Below are 22,818 nucleotides of genomic sequence, written 5' to 3'. Positions count from 1 at the left end.
CCGCTTTTTCGGCCGTTTTTGCCTTGTCTTGCCTGCCTCGCCTACGTTTTTCAACGGCCTGCTACTGGCTGGATGGTGCCGCAAGCAGGTACAAGCCTGCGGTGCTCAGGGCAATCCGGTAGCGCCGCACTTCGCCGGCGGTGAGGCTAATGCGTTGGCTATCCGGGGTGCTGATGCCAGGCTGGCAGCGGTCGCTGCCCAGGGTGCTCATGCGCAGCGACACCTCGCCAGGTGGCAGATTGAAGGACACCGATTGGCCCTGGTGCAGGCGGCCGGCCAGTTGATCCTGCAGGTACAGGCCGATCTCGCAGGGCGTTGCTACCTCCAGGCGCTCGCGGGAAATGATCAGTACGGCATAGCCATCGCCCTGGGGCGTGGCGGGTGGCAGGGCCTGGGCCGGCAATGCCAGCAGACCAATGAGCAGAGCGAGGTAAGGGCGCATGGGGTTGCTCCTCTGGTAGTTGCCCTGAGCGTGGACGACTGCACCCGTTGGGGCAAGCGGTCAGGGTTGGCAATGCTGCCACTGTACGCCTTGACCTTGCCCCGATGGCAGGGTTCAGACTGGCCTAGGAGCCTGTCGGACTTAACACTGTTCTACTGCGGAAAAGCCGGACTCGGCCACTTTTGCTGCTCTTTCTCGTTAAATAGCTCGCTATTTGCGGGGCGGCCATCCGCCTCGAAAGACCAACAAAACTGACTCAAGCCGAAATGTCGGACCACGGACTTTCCCTCGCTACGAACGGTCAAGCCCGACAGGCTCCCAGTCATCCCACTTATCAGGAGGTTCCCATGCCCGTATTCACTGTTACTGGCCTGTCGTGCGGTCACTGCGTGCGCTCCGTGACTAAGGCCGTTCAGGGCCTGGACGCTACGGCCCAGGTGCAGGTCGAGCTGGCCAGCGGCGAGGTCCGCATCGACAGCGCCCAGCCTGCCGAGGCACTTGCTGCGGTCATTGAGGCCGCAGGCTATTCAGTCGTTGCCGTGAAGTAGCGGCGCCTCGGGGCAGGCTGTGCTGGCGGCCCAGTCGCGGATCAGTCCGCGGAAACAGGCGTCGACCAGCACGCGGGCCTCGCTTAGCGGATCAAACAAGGTCGGGTCGCGCAGCCAGTCACTGAACAGGCCGACGATCAGGGCGTGCAGGCTGCGGGCCGCCAGGCGTGGGGTCATCCCCGGTTGCAGGCGGGCCATGGATTGCGGCTGGGCGAATTGCTGGGTGCACAGCTCGATGAATTGATTGATGAAGGCTTCATGCCGGGTTTCCGCTTCGCGCAGCTCTTCGGTGAACTCGCAGCGGTGCAGCAGGATGGTGAAGATGCGCCGCGTCTGGGCGTCGCGGGCGAGGTTTTCCAGGGCTTCTACCACCAGAGCGTGGAGCACGCGCAACGGGTCACAGGCGTCGCTGCACTGCAGGCGCTCGGCCAGTTCTTCAGGCGGCAGGCGTACCTGGCTGAGCATGTCGTGGAACAGGTGCGCCTTGTCCTTGAAGTGCCAGTACACCGCGCCACGGGTAACGCCCGCCTGACGGGCTATGTGTTCGAGGCTGGTGTGGGCCACGCCTTTTTCCAGGAACAGAAGTTCTGCTGCACTGAGGATGGCATGGCGGGTTTTTTCGGCTTCTTCTTTGGTTCGGCGCATGCGATTCGGGCGTACATGTCAGGGAAAGTGCGGGCAGTGTAATGAAAATGGATCGGTGGGTCTTTTTTACAAGCGCTGTTGTATGTAAATTCCTTGGCCTATGCCCGCCTGCCCGGTTTTATCTTTGGTCGAGCGTCAGGCCTGCTCCCTTGTACTGCTCCTCTGTGGATCTACCCCATGCCGTTACGCATTTTGCTGATTCTGGGCGCACTCAGTGCGTTCGGTCCCTTGGCCATTGATTTCTATCTGCCTAGCTTCCCCACGCTGGCACGGGTGTTCGACACCGATGTCGAGCACGTGCAGCTGTCGCTGGCAGCCTATTTCGTCGGTCTGGCCCTGGGGCAACTGGTGTATGGCCCGCTGGCCGATCGTTTTGGGCGGCGTCTGCCGCTGCTGGTGGGGGTGTTGCTGTTCTGCCTGGCCTCGTTGGCCTGTGCCCTGGCGCAGAGCCTGGAGTGGCTGATTTCGGCGCGCTTCGTTCAGGCCCTGGGGGGCTGCGCGGGCATGGTGGTATCGCGGGCCGTGGTACGGGACCTGTGCGACCCGATCAGTTCGGCCAAGGTGTTTTCCCAGTTGATGCTGGTCATGGGCCTGGCGCCGATACTTGCGCCGCTGGGTGGCGGGCTGCTGCTCAACAGTTTTGGCTGGCCGTCGATCTTTATCTGCCTGACCCTGTTTAGCGCCTTGTGCTGGCTGGGCGTGGCGTTGTGGCTGCCGGAAACCCTGGCACCCACGGCGCCGGTCGCACCGTTGCGTGGTGCTTTTGGTGAGTACGTGCGGTTGTTCGGCGACGGCCCTTTTATCGGTCATGCGCTGACCGGTGGCTTGGCGATCGCTGGGATGTTTGCCTACATCGCCGGCTCGCCGTTCGTCTTTATCGAGTTGTATGGGGTGCCCGCCGAGCATTACGGCTGGGTGTTCGGTAGCAATGCCGCCGGCTTCATCCTGGTGGCGCAGCTCAATGCCTGGCTGGTGGCGCGGCATGGGCCGGGCTATTGGTTGCGGCGCACGGTCTGGTTCTACCTGGTCTGTGCGCTGCTATTGGTCGCTATTGCCAGCAGCCAGCCTGCAGCCCTGTGGCCGCTGCTGGTACCGCTGTTTGGCTGTATTGCCTGCCTGGGTATCCTGCTGCCCAATGCCACGGCCAGCGCCATGGCTGGTCAGGGTCGGCATGCCGGCAGTGCTTCGGCGCTGCTCGGCAGCCTGCAGTTTGCGATTGCCGCCAGCGCCGCCGCACTGGTCGGCGCGCTGCACGATGGCAGCGCACTGCCCATGGCGTTGGTCATTTGTGGCTGCGCCACGTTGGCGGTGCTGATGTCACGCCTGACCCGCTGGGCCGAGCGCCGTGCAGGGCACCCGAGTATCTAGCCCGCTTGCCGTTGCGGTATGGCGCTAGGCAGGACGTGGGGCGCGCGCAGGCGCGCCTCAAGGGTGGTGACGAACGTACGTGCTTCCATCTCGCTGCGGAAAGACACGCGGTTCTTGGCAAAGCTGACGCACCAGCGTGGTTCGCCGTTCTGAGTGAGCGGTCGTATCTGGATGTTCATGGCCTGCACCTCCTATGGTGGGAGGCTTGATTCTAGTCCTGCTTAATGACAATCGGTTGACCCTGATCAATCCATTGGTCGCGGCGTACTTCGCGTTTGTTGTACCGCCAATCCGGCCAGGCGAGTGAACTCGGTGACCAGGGCGATATCCGCACTGCTGGGCCGGGATGGGCTGTCGTAATAGATGCCAAAGGTACCCAGCACCTCGCCATGGTCATCCTTGAAGGGCAGCGACCAACAGGCGCGCAGGCCACAGGCGCTGGCCAGTTCGTGGTAGTCAGCCCAATAGGGATGGGTACTCAGGTCTTCGGCGATTACCAGCTCGCCGCTGTGCGCCGCATGCCCACAGGAGCCGACACCCTCGGCGACGGGCACGCCCTCGATGGCCTCGCGGTAGCGTTCGTCCAGGCTCGGGGACGCGGCCACATGTAAGGTCTGATCGGGGGTCACCAGCATGATCGATACGCGCATACGTGGGCTCAGGTCCTGCAGCCGGCGGCTGATGCCATCGAGAATCCGGTCGACCGGCCGACGGGCCAGCAACTCGTCGAGTACGGCGTTGCGCGCGTGCTGCAATTGCTGAAGCTGGTAGCGCTCCTGGATATCACAGAGGCTGCCGCGCATGCTGCCATTCAGCGGGTTGCGATGCAGGTGCAGCTCTACCCGACGCTGCAGGCCATTGCGGCTGAGCAGGCGGTACTCGCCGCGAATGCTGCCCGTACAGCCAGGTAGTTCTGCGAGTTGAGCGCGCAGGCGCGCAGCGTCTTCGTCGACGAGGAACTGCGGCAACTGCTTGCCGAGGCTTTCGTGCATGCGGTAGCCACTGATCGCTTCCCAGGCAGGGTTGAGGAACAGCAGGTGAGCCTCGGCATCGGTCAGTACGATGACGTCGCTGAGGGTGTCCACCAGCTCGCGGTAACGCGTTTCGCTGTCCTGCAGCTCGCCGTGAATGGTCTTCTGCTCGCTGAGGTCGATGTCCACGCAGTACAGCTCCAGCTGGTTGCGACTGTTACGCAGCATGGTATGGCTGGAGTAGACCCAGACCTTGCGCCCATCCTTGCGTTGCAGCTGGATTTCGCCGGCGCTGATGGCCGGGCCACCGAGCAGCCAGGTGTTGATGGCATTGATCACCTTGCCGCGCTGGGGTGGTGGCACGATCAGCTCTTCCAGGCGTTTGCCCATGGCGTCCTGCAGGCTGTAGCCATACAGCTGGGTGCTGGCCTGGTTCCAGTAGATCACCCGGCGTTCGCGGTCATAGCCTTGCACGGCGATGCGTGGGGTGCGCTCGAATAACTGGCGAAAGCGCTGTTCGCTGTCGCGCAGGGCCTGTTCGTCGCGCTTTTGCGCGCTGATGTCCTGCACCGTGCCCAGCACCTGCCCGGAGCTGTCGACCTCGCCGCGCAGCATCAGCCAGCTGTCCTCAGTGGCTTGCGGGCGGTACAGCCGTGCACTGATCGACAGCGGCGTACAACTGTCCAGCAAGCTGCGGAAGGCGCGCTGCACTGCTGGGCGCTCGGCTGGATGCAACCAGGTGAGCAGGGTGTCGAGGCTGGTATGGCTGTGTGCAGCGTCCTGGTCGAACAGACGCAGCGCCTCCTGGCTCAGGTGCAAGCTGCCCACGTACTCCCAGCTGCCGAGGGCAGCGTTGCGCTGAGCCTGCTGCAGCAGGCGACTGTTGCGTGAGAGTGCGTCGAGCAGGTCACGCTGGGAATGGCGGTCACGGTGGATGATCACGAAGATCAGCGCCGTGCTGAGCACCACGAACAACAGGTCTTCGAGCTGATGCAGGGTGCCGTCCCCGTAAGTCTTGTCGACCAGTGGGGCAAGCAGGTACTCGCCGCCTAGCATCCATAACAGGCTAAACAGGATGTAGGCACCAGCCAGGCGCAATGGTACTGCGAGATCGGAACGCATCCGGACCCACTCCACTGACGAAATAAAGGGCGGTCGCCAGGGACATGAACCCGTCGTACCTGCCTTAAGCTTAGCTGATGGCGTCGTGGCTGGGGGCAATACGCTACCTTGGTGGCATATTGCCATTTTTGTGTTGACAGCGCTGCTGCTCAGAAGCCTTCGAGCACCAGTTTGCCGCGTGCCGTACCGCTTTCCAGGCGCTGATGCGCTCGGCGCAGATTGGCGGCGTTGATGACGCCGTAGTGCTCGCCCAGGGTGGTTTTCAGGGTGCCGGCATCCACCAGTTCGGCGACGCGTTCGAGCAGGTGGTGTTGCTCGATCATGTCCGCAGTCTCGAACAGCGAACGGGTGAACATCAGCTCCCAATGCAGCGACAGGCACTTGCGCTTGAGTTTCATCACATCCAGCGGCATGGCTGGGTCATCGATCAACGCCAGGCGACCTTGGGGCTCGAGCGCTTCGATCAGTTGGTCGAAGTGCTGATCGGTCTGGGTCAGGCTGGCGACGTGGGTGACTTGGTCGATGCCGATGCGCTTGAGTTCCTCGGCGAGGGGCTGGCTATGGTCAATGACATGGTGCGCGCCGAGTTCGCGGACCCAGGCTTGGGTTTCCGGGCGCGAGGCGCTGGCGATCACGGTCAGCCCGGTGAGCTGACGTGCCAACTGGATCAGGATCGAGCCCACACCGCCGGCGCCGCCGACGATCAGCAGGCGCTGGCCCAGGTCGGCCTCGCCCTGGGGCACTTGCAGGCGATCGAAGAGCATTTCCCAGGCGGTGATCGCGGTCAGTGGCAGGGCGGCAGCTTCGGCGAACGGCAGGCTGGTCGGCATGTGCCCGACGATGCGTTCGTCCACCACATGCAGCTCGCTATTGGCCCCGGCGCGGTGGATGGCGCCGGCGTAGTACACGCGGTCGCCGGGTTGGAACAGGCTCACCTCGCTGCCCACTGCTTTGACGATGCCGGCGGCATCCCAGCCGAGTACCTTGGCTTCGCCATTTTCGGGGGCGACGTTGCGGCGAATCTTGGTGTCCACCGGGTTGACCGAGATGGCCTTGACCTCGACCAGCAGGTCCCGTGGGCCGGGTGTCGGGGCTGGCAGTTCGACATCCTGCAGGGCATCAGTGTTATCGGCGGGCAGGCTTGCGTAGTAGGCAATGGCTTTCATGGCGGGCTCCTAGAGGCGGTGCATGAGTTGATGGTCGATTGCCTGCAGGTGCGCGCCGCAGGTTTGGCCGAAATGCAAAAAGTGTGGGGTTTGCTGGTGCGCCGCCAGGGTCTGCTCATCACGCCACTGCTCGATCATCACGAACACATGGGCGTGTTGCTGATGGCGATGCAGGTCGTACTGCAGGCAGCCGTCCTCGCGGCGGCTGGCCTCGACCAGCACACGCAGGCCGGCTTCCACGGCCGCCTGCTGCGCCGGGTTGGCGGTGAGGGTGGCAATCAGGGTCAGCGGGGTGGTCATGGTCAGGCTCCAGGGGCACGGCTGAACGGGTGACCATGCTCGTTTATTTGGCTGGCAAGAAAAACAGCGCCTGAGTAAAGTCTCTTTCAACTTTTTATTGAAAGTGAGCTGCGCATGTTGCGCTTCGATGACCTGCACTTATTCGTGCGTACCGCAGAGTTGGGCAGCCTCTCGGCGGCGGCGCGGCACCTGGATATCTCGCCCGCCGTGGCCAGCGCGGCGCTCAAGCGCCTGGAGCAACAGCTCGCCACGCGGCTGATCGTGCGTTCCACCCGCAGCCTGCGGTTGACCCCGGAAGGCGAGGCCTACCTGGCCCATGCCCGCCAGGCCCTGCAAAGCCTGGAAGCGGGCCAACAACAACTGGATGGCAGCCGCGAAGGCATCAGCGGCGTGCTGCAGCTCTCGGCGCCGTCGGATTTTGGCCGCAATACGCTGCTGCCCTGGCTGGACGACTTTCAGGCCCTGCACCCGCTGCTGCACCTGCGCCTGCTACTAGGCGACCGGGTGGCTGACCTGTTCCGCGAGCCGGTGGACGTGGCCCTGCGCTACGGCGCGCCGGAAGACTCCAGCCTGGTCGCGCTACCGGTCGCCACCAGTAATCGACGCGTACTGTGCGCCGCGCCAAGTTACCTGGCGCGCCGTGGTGTACCGCAGAACGTGGAGGCGCTGGCGGAGCACAATTGCCTGCTGTACATGCTTGGCGGGCGGGTCCACGAGCGCTGGCGTTTCCAGGCTGGCAAGCGCGAGCAGAGCCTGGTGGTGCAGGGCGACCGAATCAGTGACGATGCCGACGTGGTGCGGCGCTGGGCGGTGGCTGGCCATGGCTTGGTGTACAAGTCCTGGCTGGATGTGGCTGGTGACGTGCAGGCCGGGCGCCTGCAGGTGCTGCTCAGCCACAGCCTGGGTGAGGCGACGCCGCTGTACCTGGTGTGCGCCCATCGCGCTCAGTTGAGCAAGCCGGTGCACTTGCTGCGTGACTTCGTCCAGGCGCGCTGTGCTGGGCTGCTGGCGCAGGCGCCTTGGGCGAACTAAGATGGTGCGGCATGCCTGCGGCGATCCACCGCAGTGCTGCACTGGCATCCTCTGTTTAGAGTCGCGCCCTATGAAACTGGCCCGCACTAACCGCTCACTGATCGCCTGGATGCTGTATTTCAGCGTCCTGTTCAGTGCGTTCGTCTGTGCGATCAGTCATGGCCAGATCGCCGGGCTGCAGCTGGCCGGGCTGGACGGCCAGTACTGTTCCTTCGAGGGCAATTTTGGCGCCGGTGCCGACCTCGATGGCTCCGGTATCGTCGCGCCAAGCCCAGCCACCGGCTCCGGCTGCTCGCTCAGCAGCACCTTCAGCGCGATTATCCTGGCCGCCTTCTTCGGCCTGCTGGGTATGCTCGCGGCCAGCCGCTCGCCGCTGCCCAGCCTGCTGTTCAGCCCGCGTCCGGTCCGCTACCTCTGGCCCTCGGCCAACCCCCGCGCTTCTCCGTTTCTCGCCTGATAACTGCGCCCCGTTAGCAGGCTGTTGAAAAACTACCTGCGTTGCCATCGCTGCGTTAAAAACAGGCTCAAAATGCTCATTTACAGCTCGTAAACTCCGCTTTTTCGCCTGTTTTTGCCTTGCGCTGGCTGCCTCGCCTACGTTTTTCAACGGCCTGCTGGGCGTTTCCTTCATGCGAATCGAGCGCGTGCCCCTGGGCATGTCTCTGGAGAAGTTTTATGTCGTCGTCCCCCGACTTTACTGCTGCGCGCCCGCGTGGGCAGGTGTCCTTCTACAACCTGGCCTGGCGCTGGCATTTCTATGCCGGGCTGTTGGTCATTCCCTTCATGATCATGCTGTCGCTCACTGGGCTGATCTACCTGTTCAAGCCGCAGCTCGATGAGCTGATGTATGCCGACCTGCTGCAGGTGCCGGTGGCTGAACAACGCCTGAGTGCTGACCAGCAACTGAGCCTGGTGCGCGAGGCCTATCCGCAGGCCAGGGTGAGCCAGTACTTCCCGCCGACTGCTGCCGGGCGCAGTGCGCAGTTTGTGCTCAGCGATGGGGGGCAGGACCTCAATCTGTTTCTCGACCCCTACAGCGGCCATGTGCTCGGCACCCAGGATGCGCTGTGGAACCTGCAAGCAGCTGCGCGCAAGCTGCACGGCGATCTGTTGATCGGCACTATCGGCGACCGTCTGATCGAGCTGGCGGCAGGCTGGGGCATCGTATTGGTGGTGTCCGGCCTGTACCTGTGGTGGCCGCGTGGCAGCAGCGGGGCGGGTGTGCTCTGGCCACGCCTGAGTGCCCGGGGACGTTTGTGGTGGCGCGACTTGCATGCGGTGACCGGCTTCTGGGGCAGCGCGCTGCTACTGTTTATGCTGCTCACCGGCATGACCTGGACCGGCTATTGGGGCGCGCAGTTCGCCGGCGCCTGGAACCACTTCCCTGCGGCCATGTGGGATGACGTACCCAAGTCCGGCGAGCTGACCGGTAGCCTCAACACCAGCCGCCAGCAGACCGTGGCCTGGGCGGTGGAAGTCACCCCGCTGCCGGCTTCCGACCCCCATGCGGCGCACCAGGGCCATGCCGGTCACAGCGCCCCGGCAAGCTCCGCGAGCCTGCTGCAGCATGTCGTCGATACCGCCGCCGAACGCGGCGTGCAGCCGGGCTACAGCATTACCTTGCCCAAGGGCGAACAGGGCGTTTACAGCGTCGCGCTGTTTGCCGACGACCCGCGTAACGACGCCACCCTGCACCTGGACCAATACAGCGGCGCGGTGCTTGCCGATGTGCGCTGGCAGGACTACGGCCTGGTGGCCAAGACCGTGGAAACCGGGGTGATGCTGCACGAGGGCAAGCTGTTCGGCCTGGTCAACCAAATATTCATGGCGCTGGTCTGCCTGCTGATTCTGTTCAGCTCGGTCAGCGGCCTGGTGCTCTGGTGGAAGCGTCGCCCCGCCGGCAGCCTCGGCGTGCCGCCGCTGCGCCACGACCTGCCGCGCTGGAAGACCGCTATCGGCGTGATGCTGGCGCTCGGCGTGCTCTTCCCGCTGGTTGGCGCCTCGCTGGTGCTGGTGTGGGTGCTGGACCGCTTACTGGGCCTGTTGCGTCGGCAGCTGGCGGTAAACACCAGCGAAGCCTGAGCCACTCTCGAATGCCTACCGGCCTCTGTGCGCCGGTAGATGACCCGCGCGTCTTGCGCGTGAAACTGGATTTCAAGACATGCCATTCACTCTAAGACCATTACCTTTGTGCATCCAGCTGGCCATCCTTGCCCTTGGCTGGCAGGCCCTGCCAGCGCTGGCCGACAGCACCCTGGCGCTCGGCAGCGTGACCGTTACCCCTGAACAGCAGGGCAAGTTGTCGAGCCACAACATTCTCAGCTCGGTGGATTACGTCGGCAGCGACGTGCTGGAAAAGCAGCCCGTGCAATACAGCTGGGAGCTGTTCCAGCGTGTGCCAGGCGTGATGCTGACCCAGTTCAACCAGGGCACCACCTCCGGCAAACTGTCGTTTCGCGGCTTTAACGGTGAAGGCGAGGTCAATGCGGTCAAGCTGCTGATCGACGGCATCCCGAGTAACACCAACGACGGCAACATGCCCTTTATCGACATGGTCTACCCGCTGGATATCGAAGATATCGAAGTGGTGCGCGGCACCAATGACCCACGCTACGGCCTGCACAACATCGCCGGCAATGCCAGCATCAACACCCTGCAGGGCGGCAACGACGGCAAGCTGCGCCTGCGCACCGGCAGTTTCGATACCCAGGAGTTGCAACTGGTCAAAGGCATCGAGACGGGCAACTGGTCGCAGAACTACTTCGTCGCCTACCAGAAGAGCGGCGGCTACCGTGACCATGCCGACACCGAGCGGCAGAGCTTCGCCGGCAAGTGGCTCTATAGCGCTGACGCCGGTTGGCGCGCCGGCTTGATCGCCCGGCATTACGAAGCCGATGCGCTGGAGGCCGGTTACCTGACCCGAGCCGACGCGCGTGACGACCCCCGTCAGTCCTACGCCAATAACGCCTTTGATGAAGGCGAGCGCAGCATGGACCAGCTCAGCCTGCACTTGGACACCGATGTGGCCGAGGACCTGGCCTGGTCGAACAAGGTCTATTACAACCGCTTTGAAGACCGCCGCTGGACCAAATACTGGATCACTTCGGCGCAGCAGGAGCGCTTCAACGACGAAGACCAGTACGGCGCTATCAGCAGCCTGACCTGGCGCCCCGAGGTGCAGGGGCTGTACGACTTCGCCCTGGAAGGTGGTGCGGATATTCAGCGTCAGGAGGTGGTCAGCGAGCGCTATCGCACCCTGAATCGGGTGCGTGCTGCACAGACCCGCGACCAGGTGTTCGACCTGATCACCACAGGTGTTTACCTGCAGACCGTGATCCAGCCCTGGGAAAGCCTCAAGCTGATTCCGGCCTATCGTGTAGACCGGGTCGAAGGCGACTACCGCAACGCACTGAGCGGCGAGCGCGCCAGCGTCAACGACTACGGCAACATCAAGCAGCCCAAATTCAGCCTGGTCTATTCACCGTGGAAACAAGCCAGCTTCTACGCCAACTGGGGGCGCACCTTCCAGATCGGTGTGGGCTCCGGCGCATATCGCCTGGCCAGCCAGAGCGATGACCTTAAACCCTCGATCAACGAGGGCTGGGAAACCGGGATCAAGTTCAACCCGGCGACCTGGCTCGACGGTCGGGTGGCCTACTGGGAGCAGCACGCCACCGACGAGGTACAGCGCAAGCTCAACGACCCGGTCGGCGACTCGGAAAACGTCGGTGAAACCTTGCGCCGCGGTTACGACATCCAGCTCAACCTGTACCCGAACGACCTGGCGCGCGTCTGGCTGTCCTACTCGCGGCAGTTCTCCGAAATCCTCGAACCCAACCCCAACCTGCCGAGCAGCAAGGGCAAGGAAATCGACCATGTGCCGCATCATCTCTACGCTCTGGGTGCCGATTACCAGGCCGGCGACAAACTCAAACTGAGCGCCTGGGTCAATGGCCAGAGCGACTACTACCTGGAACGTACCAACGCACGAGGTCAGTACGGTGGCTACACCCTGCTCAACCTCGGCGCGGAGTACCGCCTGAGTGAGACGGTGAGCGTGGACATGCAACTGAAGAACGTCACCAACCGCTACTACGAGTACGTGTGGTATGACCCTGACGGTGCCCTGGATTCCCTGCATGCGCCCGGCGATGGTCGCGCGCTCTATGCCGGTTTGACCCTGGATTTTTGAGTTCTTATTCGGCTGTGTTGTAGGGGTGGATGCCCAGCCAGGCGTTCACCGCTTACCCCGATACAGCCGTACCTATCCCCCAAGGAGGTAACACCATGACCCTGAAGAAAACCCTGCTCGGCCTCTCCCTGCTGCTGCCGGCCCTGCTGGCCCAGGCCCACGAGTACAGCGCCGGCCAGTTGCACATCGATCACCCCTGGTCGCGGGAGATGCCGCCAGTGGCAGCGACGGCTGCCGCCTACTTCGTGATTCACAACAAGGGCAGCGACGCCGATCGGCTGATCAGCGTCAGCACGCCGAACGCCGGCAAGGCCGAGTTGCACGAGCATGTGCATGCCGATGGCGTAATGAAAATGCAGCAGGTACAGGATGTGCTCGTCCCCGCCGGTGGCGAGGTGAAATTCGAGCCCATGGGTTACCACGTCATGCTGTTCAACCTGAAGCAGCAGGCCAAGGACGGCGAGCGCTTCCCGCTGACCCTGACTTTCGAGAAGGCCGGTGCAGTCGAGGTTGAAGTGGCGGTGCAGAAGGACGCACCGGCCAGCGACAAGGGCCATGGTGAAGGGCATGCCCACTGATCCGTAACCGCTGCGCTGGTGTTTCCCCGACTACGGGGAACTGTTCTCCGTCGGGCTCAACGCTGCCTAACGGGTGACCAAGCAGGTCAAAATCAGCGCCGGATACCCGTCTCGACGAGCCGGGGCGGACGTTGTGGACCAAGGTGGATTACGACTTCTGAGGTGGCCAGTCGTGGGAGGGGCTTTAGCCGCGAGCTTTTGAGTCGCGGCTAAAGCCCCTCCCACATCCGCACGATTCAATGGATTGCACTGATCTTCCCCGGATTGCATCGGCGCTACGAATCAGCATTCCCTAATACAGCCTTAAGGTTGTGGCCCGAGAGTAGTCCCCGCAGACACACATTCCCCCTGCATTGAGAGGACTACCCATGCGTAAGTTACTTCTGCTGTCCCTGGCTCTGGCCAGCCCGCTGACCTTTGCTGCCACCGAATGCACCACCGCCGACAAGGCGCAGTGGCAGGATCAGGACAAGTTCCAGGCTGACCTCAAAGCCCAGGGCTATAAAATCAACAAGTTCAAGGTTACCAGCGGCAACTGCTACGAAATCTACGGCTTCAACAAGGAAGGCCAGAAGGTCGAGATCTACTTCGATCCGGTCGATGGCAAGGTCGTCAAAAGCGAAGTTGAAGACTGATGAGCAGCACCACCCTGCGCCTGTGGGACCCGCTGATCAGGCTGTTCCACTGGTCGTTGGCGGGCGCTTTTCTGGCCAATTACTTCTTCACCGAAGAGGGCGAGAACTGGCACCGCTGGTTCGGTTACTACGCCGTGGCCTGGTTGGCGATCCGCCTGGTGTGGGGTTTTATCGGCACGCCGGCCGCGCGCTGGGCGGACTTCTGGCCGACCCGCGCGCGCCTCGCCGAGCACCTGCGCGCATTGACTGCCGGGCGTGATTACCACCGGTTGGGGCACTCCCCACTCGGTGCTCTGGTGATGATCGGCATGATGCTGCTGATGCTCGGCCTGGGCGTGACCGGCTTTCTGATGGAGGAGGTCGATTACTTCTGGGGCGCTGATCTGCCGCTGGAAATCCATGAGTTCTGCGCCAACGCGCTGATGGCGCTGGTGGGTTTACATATTGCCGCGGCGCTGTTTGAAAGCTACCGCCTGAAGGAAAACCTGCCGCTGTCGATGGTTACCGGCAAGCGGCGCAAACTAGGGTCTGTTCCCGTTTCGTCGCGGCCGCGAACGAAACGGGAACAGGCCCTAGGCGACTGAGGGGGGCGCATCTGCATCATGGGTTGCTTCCCATCAGTCGTGCCACCTCTCCCGTGCTACGCAACTGCTCGAAGGCGTTGCGGGTCCGCTCGACGATGGCGTCGTCGGTGCTATTGCTGTAGGCCAGATAAAGGCCGGTGGTCAGGTCTGCAAGGGGCATGACCTGCTCCAGGCTGGCGAAGTCGCCGCCGGCTTCCTTGCTCAGGCGCATGGCATCCCCTTCGATCAGTGGCAACAAGTCGATCTGGCCATTGAACAGTTGCTTCATGGTGTCGCGATTCTGCGACGCGACGAAGAGTTTGCTGAAGCCCTGTGCCTTGAAGTACGCATGGCGTACGTCGTCGCGGACCACGCCGATCGGGTAACGCTTGGCATCTTCCAGGTTGTTGACCTGAATGTCCTGGCGCTGCTTGAGTTTGTACAGGTAAGGCTCATAGCGCTTCACTTCACCCACCCACTTGAACAGCGACTCGCGCTGCGGCGTGCGCAAGATCAGGTAGATGAGCACATTGGGCTGTTGCAAGGCCATGTCATAGGCGCGTGCCCAGGGGTAGAGCGCCAGGTGGTAATCCAGGCCAGCAGTCTTGAGTGTGCTGGCAACCACCGCAGTGGCCGGGCCGGAAACCTTGTCGCCGTCCATAAAGGCATGCAGGCTGTCCTCGGTAACCGCCTGGATCGTCTCGGCACGCACTGCGCCACAGAACATCAGAAGCACGGCGGTTAGCCAGGCACCACGGTAGGCAAACGTCATGATGAGCCTCGTCAATCAGGTGTGGATCGTACGGTTTCGGCCCTGATGCTTGGCGCGATACAGCGCCGCGTCTGCACGCTGCAGCAGAGCCTCGAAGTCATCGGGTACAGCGCCCAGTTGGGCGACGCCGATGCTCAGTGTCACGTAGGGTGCGACGGGTGAATAGGCGTGGGTAATCTGTTGTTGCTCCAGCAGGCGGTGCAAGCGCTGGGTGGCGTGTTGCGCTTGTTCGGCATTGAGCCCTGGTAGCAGCACGGCAAACTCCTCGCCGCCGAGTCGGGCGACCAGATCGCCGGCCCGACAGAACACCTGGGTCAGCAATTGGGCGATCTGTTGCAGGCACTGGTCGCCAGCACTGTGGCCGTAGTTGTCGTTGTAGAGCTTGAAATGATCGACATCGCACATCAGTACCGAAAGCGCTTGATCCCGGCGCTGGGCACGGCGCAGCTCGATGTCCTTGACCTCGTCGAAGTGCCGGCGGTTGGCGATGCCAGTCAGGGGGTCGCGCCGGTTCAGCTCGCGCAACAACTCGTTGGCCGCGCGCAGTTCCGTGGTGCGTTCTTCCACCAGTTCGGCCAGGCGATCGCGGTGGGCGGCCAGGTTCTGTTCGGCCATGTGCTGACGTTCAAGATAACCGGACAACTTATCTTGCAGGCCGTTGACGCCCCTTTCCAGCAGGCTCAGTTCGTCCTGATGACGTCCGCTGCGTTGCAATTGCAGGGCGCGATGCAGGTTGAGCGGCGACAGTTGGCTGAGGTGGTTGGCGATATGCCGCACGTGCACCGTGACCGAGCGATTGAACGTCCACATGATCAGCCCAGCCAGCAGCAATGACTGCAGCACCTGGGTGAAGACAATGCCGGTGACGTCGCTGATCAGTTGTCGCCAGAGCAGGCTTTCGTTGCCGACCAGGCGCAGCTCGCCGACCGTCTCTTCTCCGCCTGGGTAGGGGGTGTAGGTCAACACACGTTGCAGAGTGGGGGCTTTGCCCGAGCTTGTCGGGATGTCCGGGCGGGCCCGCTGAAAGACTTCGGGGTCGCGCCCAGGCTTGAGAATATGCAGTTCGACCAGGCCGACAATGGCCACCTGGGAAACGCTATCGAGCTGGGTGTGCAACGCATCGCGGTCCATTTCCCAGATCGCCTTGGAAAGCGTGCCACGAAACACCTGATCAATCAGTTGCAGTTCGTTGGTCATGTCTTCCTGGTTGCTATTCCAGGCCGAGAACGTGCGTACCGTGGCGCTAAGCAGAATGAACAGCACGCAGAAGACCAGCGTTGTCAGCACCAGGCGACGGCCCAGTGACTGGCCCACGTGCGGCGTCACGGGTGGTGTTTCTGGGTTGTCGTGAGGCGTCTCGGGCATTGGCAGGGATCCTATCGCCACGTGCGAGTGATGGCTTCGTAGCGGCCGCTGTCGCGCAGGCGTTGCAGGCCCGCGCGAAAGCGTTCGACGGTCGCGTCGGGGGTCTTCAGGCTGAAGGCCATGCCCAGACCGTGGGTCCCCAGATCGGGCAGCGCTAAGGCGCGATGCAGCACCTGAGTCGGGTCCTGGCCTGCATGGCGGACCAGGTACAGGGCGTTCATCTCATTGGCGATCCACAGATCGACCCGGCCCAGCACCAGTTTTTCGTAATTGTGCTCGTACTTGTTGCTCGATTGCAGGTTGCGTCCTACCGCGAAGCCTTGGGCGGTCAGGTATTCTTCGCCGGCATCGTCCTTGACCGTGGCGATCTGCTGGCTGCGCGCATCGTCCAGGCTGTTCAGACGCAGGTTCGGATCGAGGGAGAACAGGTACCAGTCGGTCTGGGCGATGGTGCCAACCCATTTGAACTGCTGCTCACGCGCCGCCGTGCGGGCCATGCAGTAGATCAGCACGTTCTCGCTATTCATGGCGATATCGTAGGCCCGCGCCCAGGGCATGGACTGGATTTGGGCCGCTTCGCCGACGTCATCCAGAACGGCCTGGACGATCTCGGTGCAGAGCCCGGTGAGCTTGCCGTCGAGGGTCATGTTGAAGGGCGGCAGCTCTTCGGTGACGATGCGCAGCTTCTGCGTGGCGATTGCCGGCAGTGACAGGCCAAGGAGTAATGCGAGCCATGCGCAGCGCAGGGGCCTCATCATAATGCAACCTCAACAATGCAATGGTGGCGATAAGCGAAGCCTGATCGTTTCATTGCTATCATCGTGCCATCTCCCCTGCCTGTACATGCCGCGGCGGCAAATCATGCCAGTTTTTTACCGGCATTCGCGGCATGCCATGCGCCTGATCGCGGTTTTTCAGACCAAGCGCGCATCCAGGCTGTTCTGCGCCAGGCGTTGGGCCTGCTCCTGGGTCATGCCCAGGCTGTCGTGCAGGGCGGCGAAGTTCTCCGTGACGTAGCCGCCGAAATAGGCCGGGTCGTCAGAGTTCACCGTTACCTTCACGCCGCGCTCGAGCATCTGCAGGATGTTGTGCTGGCGCATGTCATCGAACACGCAAAGCTTGGTGTTGGACAGCGGGCAGACGGTCAGCGGGATCTGTTCGTCGATAATCCGCTGCATCAGCCGCTCGTCTTCGATGGCGCGTACGCCGTGGTCGATACGTTCGATCTTCAGCAGGTCCAGGGCTTCCCAGATGTATTCGGGTGGGCCTTCCTCGCCGGCGTGGGCGACGGTCAGATAGCCCTCGCTGCGCGCCTTGTCGAACACCCGCTGGAACTTGCTCGGCGGGTGGCCCATCTCCGAGCTGTCCAGGCCGACGGCGATAAACGCATCGCGGAACGGCCTGGCCTGCTCCAGGGTTTTGAAGGCTTCTTCTTCGGACAGGTGACGCAGAAAGCTCAGGATCAAGCCGTGGCTGATGCCCAACTGCTTCTCGCCATCGACCAGCGCCTGCTTGATGCCGCGCAGCACCACTTCAAAGGGAATGCCACGGTCGGTGTGGGTCTGTGGGTCGAAGAACGGTTCAGTGTGGATGACGTTCTGCGCCTTGCACTTTTGCAGGTAGGCCCAGGTCAGGTCGTAGAAATCCTGCTCGCTGCGCAGCACATCGGCACCGGCGTAATACAGATCGAGAAACTCCTGCAGGTTGTTGAACGCATAGGCGCTACGCAGGGCTTCAACGTCGTTCCAGGGCAGTTTGATCTTGTTGCGCTCGGCCAGGGCAAACAGCAGCTCGGGCTCCAGCGAACCCTCCAGGTGCAGGTGCAGTTCGGCCTTGGGCAGGGCATTGAGCCAGTCGTACATGGTCGGATCTCGTTATCAGGCGTGGTTGCGCGAAAGTTTAACCGCTAGGGCAGGGTTTCGCCGAATCGGGCTGCGTAGGGTGGACATCGCCTTTTATGTCCACCAAGCGCGCTGCGTGGCGCTGCGGGTGGTGGATGAAAAAAGCGTCATCCACCCTACTGGCTGGCAATGTCGCGGCTAAAGCCCCTCCCACCAGACCCCAGCTAAACCTGAGCCTGCTCTTCCCGCCGATAGGCATAGGTATCGGCAAAGCGCGACAGCAGGTAGGCGGCGCTGGTCACTGGGCTGTATTTGGGCGGGTTGTCGGCGCTGGAGCAGTTCGGCAGGCAGTCGATCAGGGTGTCCGGGTGCGGTTCGGCGAAGAACGGCATGGAATAGCGATCCACGCCCGACGGGCTGATTACCCGGTGCGGAGTCGAGGTGTAGCGGTCGTTGCTCCAGCGCGCGAGCATGTCGCCGATGTTCACCACGAAGCTGCCGGCAATTGGCGGCGCGTCTATCCACTCGCCGTCGCGATTGCGCACCTGCAAGCCGCCGGCGTCGTCCTGGTAGAGCAGGGTGACGCAGCCGTAATCGGTGTGCGCACCGGCGCCTTGCTGTTCGGCGCTGGTGGCGGTGTGGCGCGGCGGGTAGTGGATCATGCGCAGCACACTGATCGGCTCATTGAAGCGGCTGTCAAAAAAATCGCGCTCGATATTCAGTGCCAGGGCCATGGCGCGCAGCAGGGTCTTGGCCAGCCCCTGCATATCGCCGTAATGCTGTTCCATCAGCTCGGTCCAGCCAGCTAGATCAGGGTGACGATTGGGCCCGCGCAATGGCTTGCCGGCCAACACCTCAGGGTGGTTGAGGTCCATGTGGAAACCCATATCGAAGGTTTCCTTGAGGTCGCTCGGTTTGCTCGGGTCGAGCTGCTCAGTGGCAATCGCGCCGTAACCCCGGTGATGGGCGGTCTGGGTGATATCGATCTTGAGCTTTTCTTCTGCTGGCAGGGCGAAGAAGGCCTTGGCGGCGCTGAGCAGTTCGGCGATCCGCGCCGGGCTGATCGGGTGGCTGGTGATATAGAAAAAGCCCCACTCGCGGCAGGCGTGATCGATCTGCTCGGCCACGGCCGGCCAGGCGTTCTGGTCGTCGCTGTAGAGCGGGGCGATGTCGATTATCGGTAGGGTATTCATAGGGGCTCCGGGTGGGGCGGTGCTGCGAGTCTTCTCGTACTAAGGAGCCTGTCGAACTCAACACTGTTCTGCTGCGGAAAATCCGGATTTGGCCACTTTTGTGGCTTTCCCTCGTTAAATAGCGCGCTATTCGCGGGGTGGCCATCCGCCTCGGTAAAGCCGCAAAACTGTCTCAAACCGAGCTTTCCCTCGCGACGAACGGTTGAGCCCGACAGGCTCCATGCAGCGAAAAAGGGCGCCTCGGTTATGGGGCGCCCTTTTGATGCGGTTCTGCCGGTAAGGCAGGGACGGCATCTGGGTTATAGATTGTGGGAGGGCCGGACGGCGACCCGTTTTAGCCGCGACAATTAAACAGCTCGCGGCTAAAGCCCCTCCCACAAGGTTTGGCGAATGCCTTACTTCGGCAATTCAGCCTTTACGTTTTCCACGTAGTAGTTCATCGAGGCCAGTTCGGCGTTGGTCGCCGCGACGCCGGCCGGGATTTTTTCTACGCCGCTCTGGTCCTTGATCGGGCCGGTGAACGGGTGGAAGGCGCCGCTCTTGATGTCGGCGATGATCTGCTCAGCTTCAGCTTTCACATCCGCCGGCACCAGGTCGCTGATCGGCAGCTTGATGGTGTCTTCTGTCAGGCCGCCCCAGAAATCTTCGGGCTTCCAGGTGCCGTCGATCACCGCCTGGGTGGATTTGACGTAGTGCGGGCCCCAGTCGTTGACGATCGAGGTGAGCACGGCCTTAGGCCCGAAGTGCGCCATGTCCGAGGCGTAGCCCACGGAGTAAACGCCACGACGTTCGGCGGTCTGGATCGGCGCCGGGCTGTCGGTGTGCTGGAACACCACGTCCACGCCCTGGTCGATCAACGCGTTGGCAGCATCGGATTCCTTGCCCGGATCGAACCAGGAGTTGACCCACACCACCTTGATTTCGGTACCGGGGTTGTACTTGTCCAGGGCCAGCTGGATGGCGTTGATATCGCGGATCACTTCCGGGATCGGGAAGGAGGCGACATAGCCGATTTTCTTGGTCTTGGTCATCTTCGCGGCGAGGAAACCGCCGACGTAACGGCCTTCATAGGAGCGCGACAGGTAGGTGCCGAGGTTCTTGTCCTGCTTGTAGCCGGTGGCATGCTCGAACGTGACCTTGGGGAATTGCTTGGCGACTTTCAGCGTGGGGTTCATATAGCCGAAAGAGGTGGTGAAAATCAGGTCATAACCGCCTTTAGCCATATTGCGGATGACGCGCTCGGCGTCTGCACCTTCCGGCACGTTTTCCACGTAGCTGGTCTCGACCTTGTCGCCCAGCTCCTTGATCACCGCCTGACGACCCTGCTCATGCTGGTAGGTCCAGCCGTGGTCGCCAATCGGGCCGATATAGACGAAGCCGACCTTCAGCGGATCGGCGGCGGAAGCGCTCAGGGTGGCGCTGAAACCCAGGGCGGCGACAAGGGCGCGCAGCAGCGGTTTTTTGCTCTTCTCGAACATGGTCGGTGGAACTCCAGTCTTGTGTTTGGGATAGCTGTTGGTTGGCTGATCCCTTGATTGCAAAAAGCTGACCAACAAGACAGATAAGCCTGGGCGCACGGTTTGCAGGCAGTGGTGCTGTCAGGGGCGAGCAGCCTTGGTGCGCAGCCGATGTCTTGTGCTGCGTCATGGTGCGGCCCCGGGTATCGCTGCGCTCAACCCAGGCTACTGGCTGTGACGGTTCGTAGGGTGTGCCGCGCGCACCAGCGGCCTTGCGGTGCGCGCGGTGTTTAGCCGTCTACCAGTTGCTTGGCCGCCTGGCGGTGGTCGGCGATCAGCTGCGCCACGTCCAGGCCCTCAATCTGCCCATCGATGACCCGCCAGGTGCCGCCGATCATCATCCGGTCGGCGCGTTCGGCGCCGCACAGCAGCAAGGCCGAGATGGGGTCGTGGCTGCCGGAGAAACGCAGCTCGTCGAGCTTGAACAGCGCCAGGTCGGCCTGCTTGCCCACTGCCAGTTCGCCAATATCGCTGCGTCCGAGCAGGCGTGCCGAGCCACGGGTGGCCCAGCCCAGTACGCGCTCGGGGGTAATCGCCTGCGCGCCATAGCGCAGGCGCTGGATATACAGGGCCTGGCGCGTTTCGAGGAGCATGTTCGAGGCATCATTGGAGGCCGAGCCGTCGACCCCCAGGCCCAGTGGTGCGCCGGCTGCTTCCAGGTCGACGCTGGGGCAGATGCCCGACGCCAGGCGCATATTCGAGCTGGGGCAATGGCAGATGCCGGTGCCAGCGGCGCCGAGGCGGGCGATTTCGTCCGGGTTGAAGTGGATGCCATGGGCTAGCCAGGTGCGTGGGCCGAGCCAGCCGACGCTGTCCAGGTAATCCACGGTGCGCAGGCCGAAGCGCTGCAGGCAGAAGTCCTCTTCGTCCAGGGTTTCCGCCAGGTGGGTGTGCAGGCGCACGTCCAGTTGCTCTGCCAGTTCTGCACTCTGGCGCATGATCGCGGGCGTTACCGAGAAGGGCGAGCAGGGTGCCAGGGCGATCTGGATCTGCGCGCCGGCGCCGCGCTCGTGGTACTGCGCGACCAGGCGTTGGCTATCGGCCAGGATCGCCTCGCCGGTCTGCACCGTTTGCTGGGGCGGCAGGCCGCCGTCAGCCTCGCCCAGGCTCATCGAGCCACGGGTCAGCATGGCGCGCATGCCCAGCTCACGCACCACCTCGACCTGCACGTCGATGGCCTGCTCCAGTCCGTCGGGGAACAGGTAGTGGTGGTCGGCCGCCGTGCTGCAACCGGAGAGCAACAGCTCGGCCAGCGCTACCTTGCTGGCCAGGGCCAGCTTCTCCGGGGTCAGCCGCGCCCACACCGGGTACAGGGTTTTCAGCCAGGGGAACAACGGCTGATTGACCACCGGCGCCCAGGCGCGAGTAAGGGTCTGGTAGAAGTGGTGATGGGTGTTGATCAGCCCCGGCAGCAGCACATGCGCGCGGGCATCGAAGGTCTGCTGGCAGGGCAGCGAAGGCTGCTGGCCGGTGCCGAGCAATTCGGCAATCACACCGTTCTCAATCACCAGACCGCCGGCGGCGTTCTGGTTATTGGCGGTAAAAACAGCGAGGGGGTTCTTGATCCAGATTCGGGTAGCTGCCACGAGCAGGCTCCTCTGAGATTGATGTCAGGTAAGCCAGCTCAGTGTTAACCCTGTCTGCTGATCCAGGTTTTTTGGTGGAAACGTGTGGTGACGGTAGCTGACTTTATGGTCCGCATGCAATGTGTTGCGCGTGTCAGGAGCGCAACGGGCAACTGGTAGAAAGGCGCTGCAGCAGCTCGCCTCTCAGTTGCTGCAGTTCGTCGATGCGGCTCTCGATCAGTACCAGCTTGTCCTGCAGTAGCTGGGCTACGGCCTGATCCGGGTCGCTGGCCTGCCACAGGCCGCCGACATGGCTACCGATCTCGCCAAGGTTGAAACCCAGGCGCTGGGCGGTCTTGATGTAGCTGACCAGTTGCACCATCTCGGCGGGGTAGTCGCGGTAGCCGTTGCTGCTGCGCCGCGCGGCGATCAGTCCGCGCTGCTCATAGAAACGCAGGGTGTCGCGGCTCACGTCGCAGGCTTCGGCCAATTCTCCGATACGCATGTTCGAGCTCGGTAGGGGGTTGACCTTGGAGCATACTCCAGGCCTTAGCCTGGGTGCTCCCTGAATGACTGGAGCAACGCTCATGTGGACTCACGAACACTATCGCCGGCTAATACGCGCCAGTGGCTGGTATGACCTGTTGGTGACTGCCGCTTTCGTCACGCCTTGGAGTTTCATGGCCCTGCATGGCCTACTGCAGAGCCTGCACCATAGTCTGGGCCTGCCCGGCGTGTTGCCACCTTTCGAGCCTATGCACCTGCTGATGGCCAACCTGATGGGGTCAATCGTCTGCGTCTGGTCGGTACTACGGATCCGCGACCCGCAGCTCGCTTTTGGCCGCTACGACGCGGCCGGTCGACTGCTGTTTTCCACCTGGCAGATCTACGCATTGAGCCAGGGCGCGACGCTACTGATCGCGATCTTCCTTTTCTTTGAACTGGTCTGGTGTGTGGCGCAGGCGTGGCCGGTGAGACCGCCAGAAGCATATCGCTGCTAAAG

At 62.7% G+C, this 22,818-nt stretch carries 24 protein-coding genes; 10 read left to right on the top strand and 14 right to left on the bottom strand.

Going from position 1 to position 22,818, the window contains the following annotated elements:
• Window positions 1-61 precede the first annotated feature (61 nt).
• Complete coding sequence (locus BMW49_RS14635; RefSeq protein WP_069520549.1) at window positions 62-442, bottom strand: hypothetical protein; 381 nt, start codon at window positions 440-442, stop codon at window positions 62-64.
• Window positions 443-789: 347 nt separating this feature from the next.
• Here BMW49_RS14635 and BMW49_RS14630 point away from each other — a divergent pair, with 347 nt between their 5' ends.
• Window positions 790-990 carry a heavy-metal-associated domain-containing protein gene (locus tag BMW49_RS14630; protein ID WP_069520550.1) on the top strand — a complete coding sequence of 67 codons (201 nt, stop codon included), beginning with the start codon at window positions 790-792 and terminating at the stop codon, window positions 988-990.
• On the opposite strand, the gene BMW49_RS14625 is transcribed toward BMW49_RS14630, so the two are convergent.
• Window positions 970-1,635, bottom strand: a complete 666-nt coding sequence (locus tag BMW49_RS14625) for a TetR family transcriptional regulator (RefSeq protein WP_069520552.1) — start codon at window positions 1,633-1,635, stop codon at window positions 970-972. The genes BMW49_RS14630 and BMW49_RS14625 overlap by 21 nt on opposite strands.
• A gap of 177 nt (window positions 1,636-1,812) precedes the next feature.
• Between BMW49_RS14625 and BMW49_RS14620 the strand changes: the two genes are divergently transcribed.
• Complete coding sequence (locus tag BMW49_RS14620; RefSeq protein ID WP_069520554.1) at window positions 1,813-3,003, top strand: multidrug effflux MFS transporter; 1,191 nt, start codon at window positions 1,813-1,815, stop codon at window positions 3,001-3,003.
• On the opposite strand, the gene BMW49_RS14615 is transcribed toward BMW49_RS14620, so the two are convergent.
• From BMW49_RS14615 to BMW49_RS14600, 4 genes are all read right to left on the bottom strand, one after another.
• Window positions 3,000-3,182 carry a hypothetical protein gene (locus BMW49_RS14615; RefSeq protein ID WP_069520557.1) on the bottom strand — a complete coding sequence of 61 codons (183 nt, stop codon included), beginning with the start codon at window positions 3,180-3,182 and terminating at the stop codon, window positions 3,000-3,002. The genes BMW49_RS14620 and BMW49_RS14615 overlap by 4 nt on opposite strands.
• Window positions 3,183-3,248: 66 nt before the next feature.
• A complete protein-coding gene (locus tag BMW49_RS14610) occupies window positions 3,249-5,096 on the bottom strand; it encodes a bifunctional diguanylate cyclase/phosphodiesterase (RefSeq protein WP_069520559.1) in 1,848 nt (615 codons plus the stop codon).
• Between the two features lie 149 nt (window positions 5,097-5,245).
• On the bottom strand, window positions 5,246-6,262 hold the full coding sequence (locus BMW49_RS14605; RefSeq protein WP_069520561.1) for a zinc-binding alcohol dehydrogenase family protein: 1,017 nt from the start codon (window positions 6,260-6,262) through the stop codon (window positions 5,246-5,248).
• Between the two features lie 9 nt (window positions 6,263-6,271).
• Window positions 6,272-6,562 carry a putative quinol monooxygenase gene (locus BMW49_RS14600; protein ID WP_069520563.1) on the bottom strand — a complete coding sequence of 97 codons (291 nt, stop codon included), beginning with the start codon at window positions 6,560-6,562 and terminating at the stop codon, window positions 6,272-6,274.
• 114 nt (window positions 6,563-6,676) lie between these two features.
• Here BMW49_RS14600 and BMW49_RS14595 point away from each other — a divergent pair, with 114 nt between their 5' ends.
• The 7 genes from BMW49_RS14595 (at window position 6,677) to BMW49_RS14565 (ending at window position 13,583) form a co-directional block, all read left to right on the top strand.
• Entirely contained in the window at window positions 6,677-7,594 is a 918-nt protein-coding gene (locus BMW49_RS14595) for a LysR family transcriptional regulator (RefSeq protein ID WP_069520565.1), read from the top strand.
• Between the two features lie 70 nt (window positions 7,595-7,664).
• Window positions 7,665-8,051, top strand: coding sequence for a DUF2946 domain-containing protein (locus BMW49_RS14590; protein WP_069520567.1), 387 nt, complete (start codon window positions 7,665-7,667; stop codon window positions 8,049-8,051).
• 218 nt (window positions 8,052-8,269) lie between these two features.
• Window positions 8,270-9,676 carry a PepSY-associated TM helix domain-containing protein gene (locus tag BMW49_RS14585; protein ID WP_069520569.1) on the top strand — a complete coding sequence of 469 codons (1,407 nt, stop codon included), beginning with the start codon at window positions 8,270-8,272 and terminating at the stop codon, window positions 9,674-9,676.
• 79 nt (window positions 9,677-9,755) lie between these two features.
• Window positions 9,756-11,786: a TonB-dependent receptor gene (locus BMW49_RS14580; RefSeq protein WP_083251807.1), complete on the top strand. Its 2,031-nt coding sequence runs from the start codon at window positions 9,756-9,758 to the stop codon at window positions 11,784-11,786.
• 95 nt (window positions 11,787-11,881) lie between these two features.
• Complete coding sequence (locus tag BMW49_RS14575) at window positions 11,882-12,364, top strand: copper chaperone PCu(A)C (protein ID WP_069520571.1); 483 nt, start codon at window positions 11,882-11,884, stop codon at window positions 12,362-12,364.
• A gap of 368 nt (window positions 12,365-12,732) precedes the next feature.
• On the top strand, window positions 12,733-12,999 hold the full coding sequence (locus BMW49_RS14570; RefSeq protein WP_069520573.1) for a PepSY domain-containing protein: 267 nt from the start codon (window positions 12,733-12,735) through the stop codon (window positions 12,997-12,999).
• A complete protein-coding gene (locus tag BMW49_RS14565; protein WP_069520575.1) occupies window positions 12,999-13,583 on the top strand; it encodes a cytochrome b/b6 domain-containing protein in 585 nt (194 codons plus the stop codon). Before BMW49_RS14570 ends, BMW49_RS14565 begins: the two co-directional genes overlap by 1 nt.
• Before the next feature lie 16 nt (window positions 13,584-13,599).
• Here the strand turns inward: BMW49_RS14565 and BMW49_RS14560 are convergent, their stop codons facing one another.
• The 8 genes from BMW49_RS14560 to BMW49_RS14525 form a co-directional block, all read right to left on the bottom strand.
• Complete coding sequence (locus tag BMW49_RS14560) at window positions 13,600-14,334, bottom strand: substrate-binding periplasmic protein (RefSeq protein ID WP_069520577.1); 735 nt, start codon at window positions 14,332-14,334, stop codon at window positions 13,600-13,602.
• A gap of 15 nt (window positions 14,335-14,349) precedes the next feature.
• Entirely contained in the window at window positions 14,350-15,699 is a 1,350-nt protein-coding gene (locus BMW49_RS14555) for a diguanylate cyclase domain-containing protein (protein WP_069520579.1), read from the bottom strand.
• An 11-nt stretch (window positions 15,700-15,710) separates the two neighbouring features.
• Entirely contained in the window at window positions 15,711-16,457 is a 747-nt protein-coding gene (locus BMW49_RS14550) for a substrate-binding periplasmic protein (RefSeq protein WP_069520581.1), read from the bottom strand.
• Between the two features lie 156 nt (window positions 16,458-16,613).
• Window positions 16,614-17,561 carry an adenosine deaminase gene (locus BMW49_RS14545; protein ID WP_069520583.1) on the bottom strand — a complete coding sequence of 316 codons (948 nt, stop codon included), beginning with the start codon at window positions 17,559-17,561 and terminating at the stop codon, window positions 16,614-16,616.
• Between the two features lie 203 nt (window positions 17,562-17,764).
• Entirely contained in the window at window positions 17,765-18,733 is a 969-nt protein-coding gene (locus BMW49_RS14540; protein ID WP_069520585.1) for a 2-oxoglutarate and iron-dependent oxygenase domain-containing protein, read from the bottom strand.
• Window positions 18,734-19,128: 395 nt separating this feature from the next.
• Window positions 19,129-20,211, bottom strand: a complete 1,083-nt coding sequence (locus BMW49_RS14535) for a BMP family ABC transporter substrate-binding protein (RefSeq protein ID WP_069520587.1) — start codon at window positions 20,209-20,211, stop codon at window positions 19,129-19,131.
• A gap of 269 nt (window positions 20,212-20,480) precedes the next feature.
• Window positions 20,481-21,836 carry an 8-oxoguanine deaminase gene (locus BMW49_RS14530; protein WP_069520589.1) on the bottom strand — a complete coding sequence of 452 codons (1,356 nt, stop codon included), beginning with the start codon at window positions 21,834-21,836 and terminating at the stop codon, window positions 20,481-20,483.
• A gap of 133 nt (window positions 21,837-21,969) precedes the next feature.
• Window positions 21,970-22,320, bottom strand: coding sequence for a MerR family DNA-binding transcriptional regulator (locus tag BMW49_RS14525; protein ID WP_069520591.1), 351 nt, complete (start codon window positions 22,318-22,320; stop codon window positions 21,970-21,972).
• 82 nt (window positions 22,321-22,402) lie between these two features.
• On the opposite strand from BMW49_RS14525, the gene BMW49_RS14520 reads away from it, so the two are divergent.
• Window positions 22,403-22,816, top strand: coding sequence for a hypothetical protein (locus BMW49_RS14520; RefSeq protein WP_069520594.1), 414 nt, complete (start codon window positions 22,403-22,405; stop codon window positions 22,814-22,816).
• Window positions 22,817-22,818: the final 2 nt, after the last annotated feature.

It is taken from the genome of Pseudomonas cuatrocienegasensis (assembly GCF_900110925.1).
In the GTDB taxonomy this organism is placed as follows: Bacteria; Pseudomonadota; Gammaproteobacteria; order Pseudomonadales; family Pseudomonadaceae; genus Aquipseudomonas; species Aquipseudomonas cuatrocienegasensis.
Note: the sequence above shows the minus strand (reverse complement) of the source record. Positions and strands in the feature narration are given on the sequence as shown.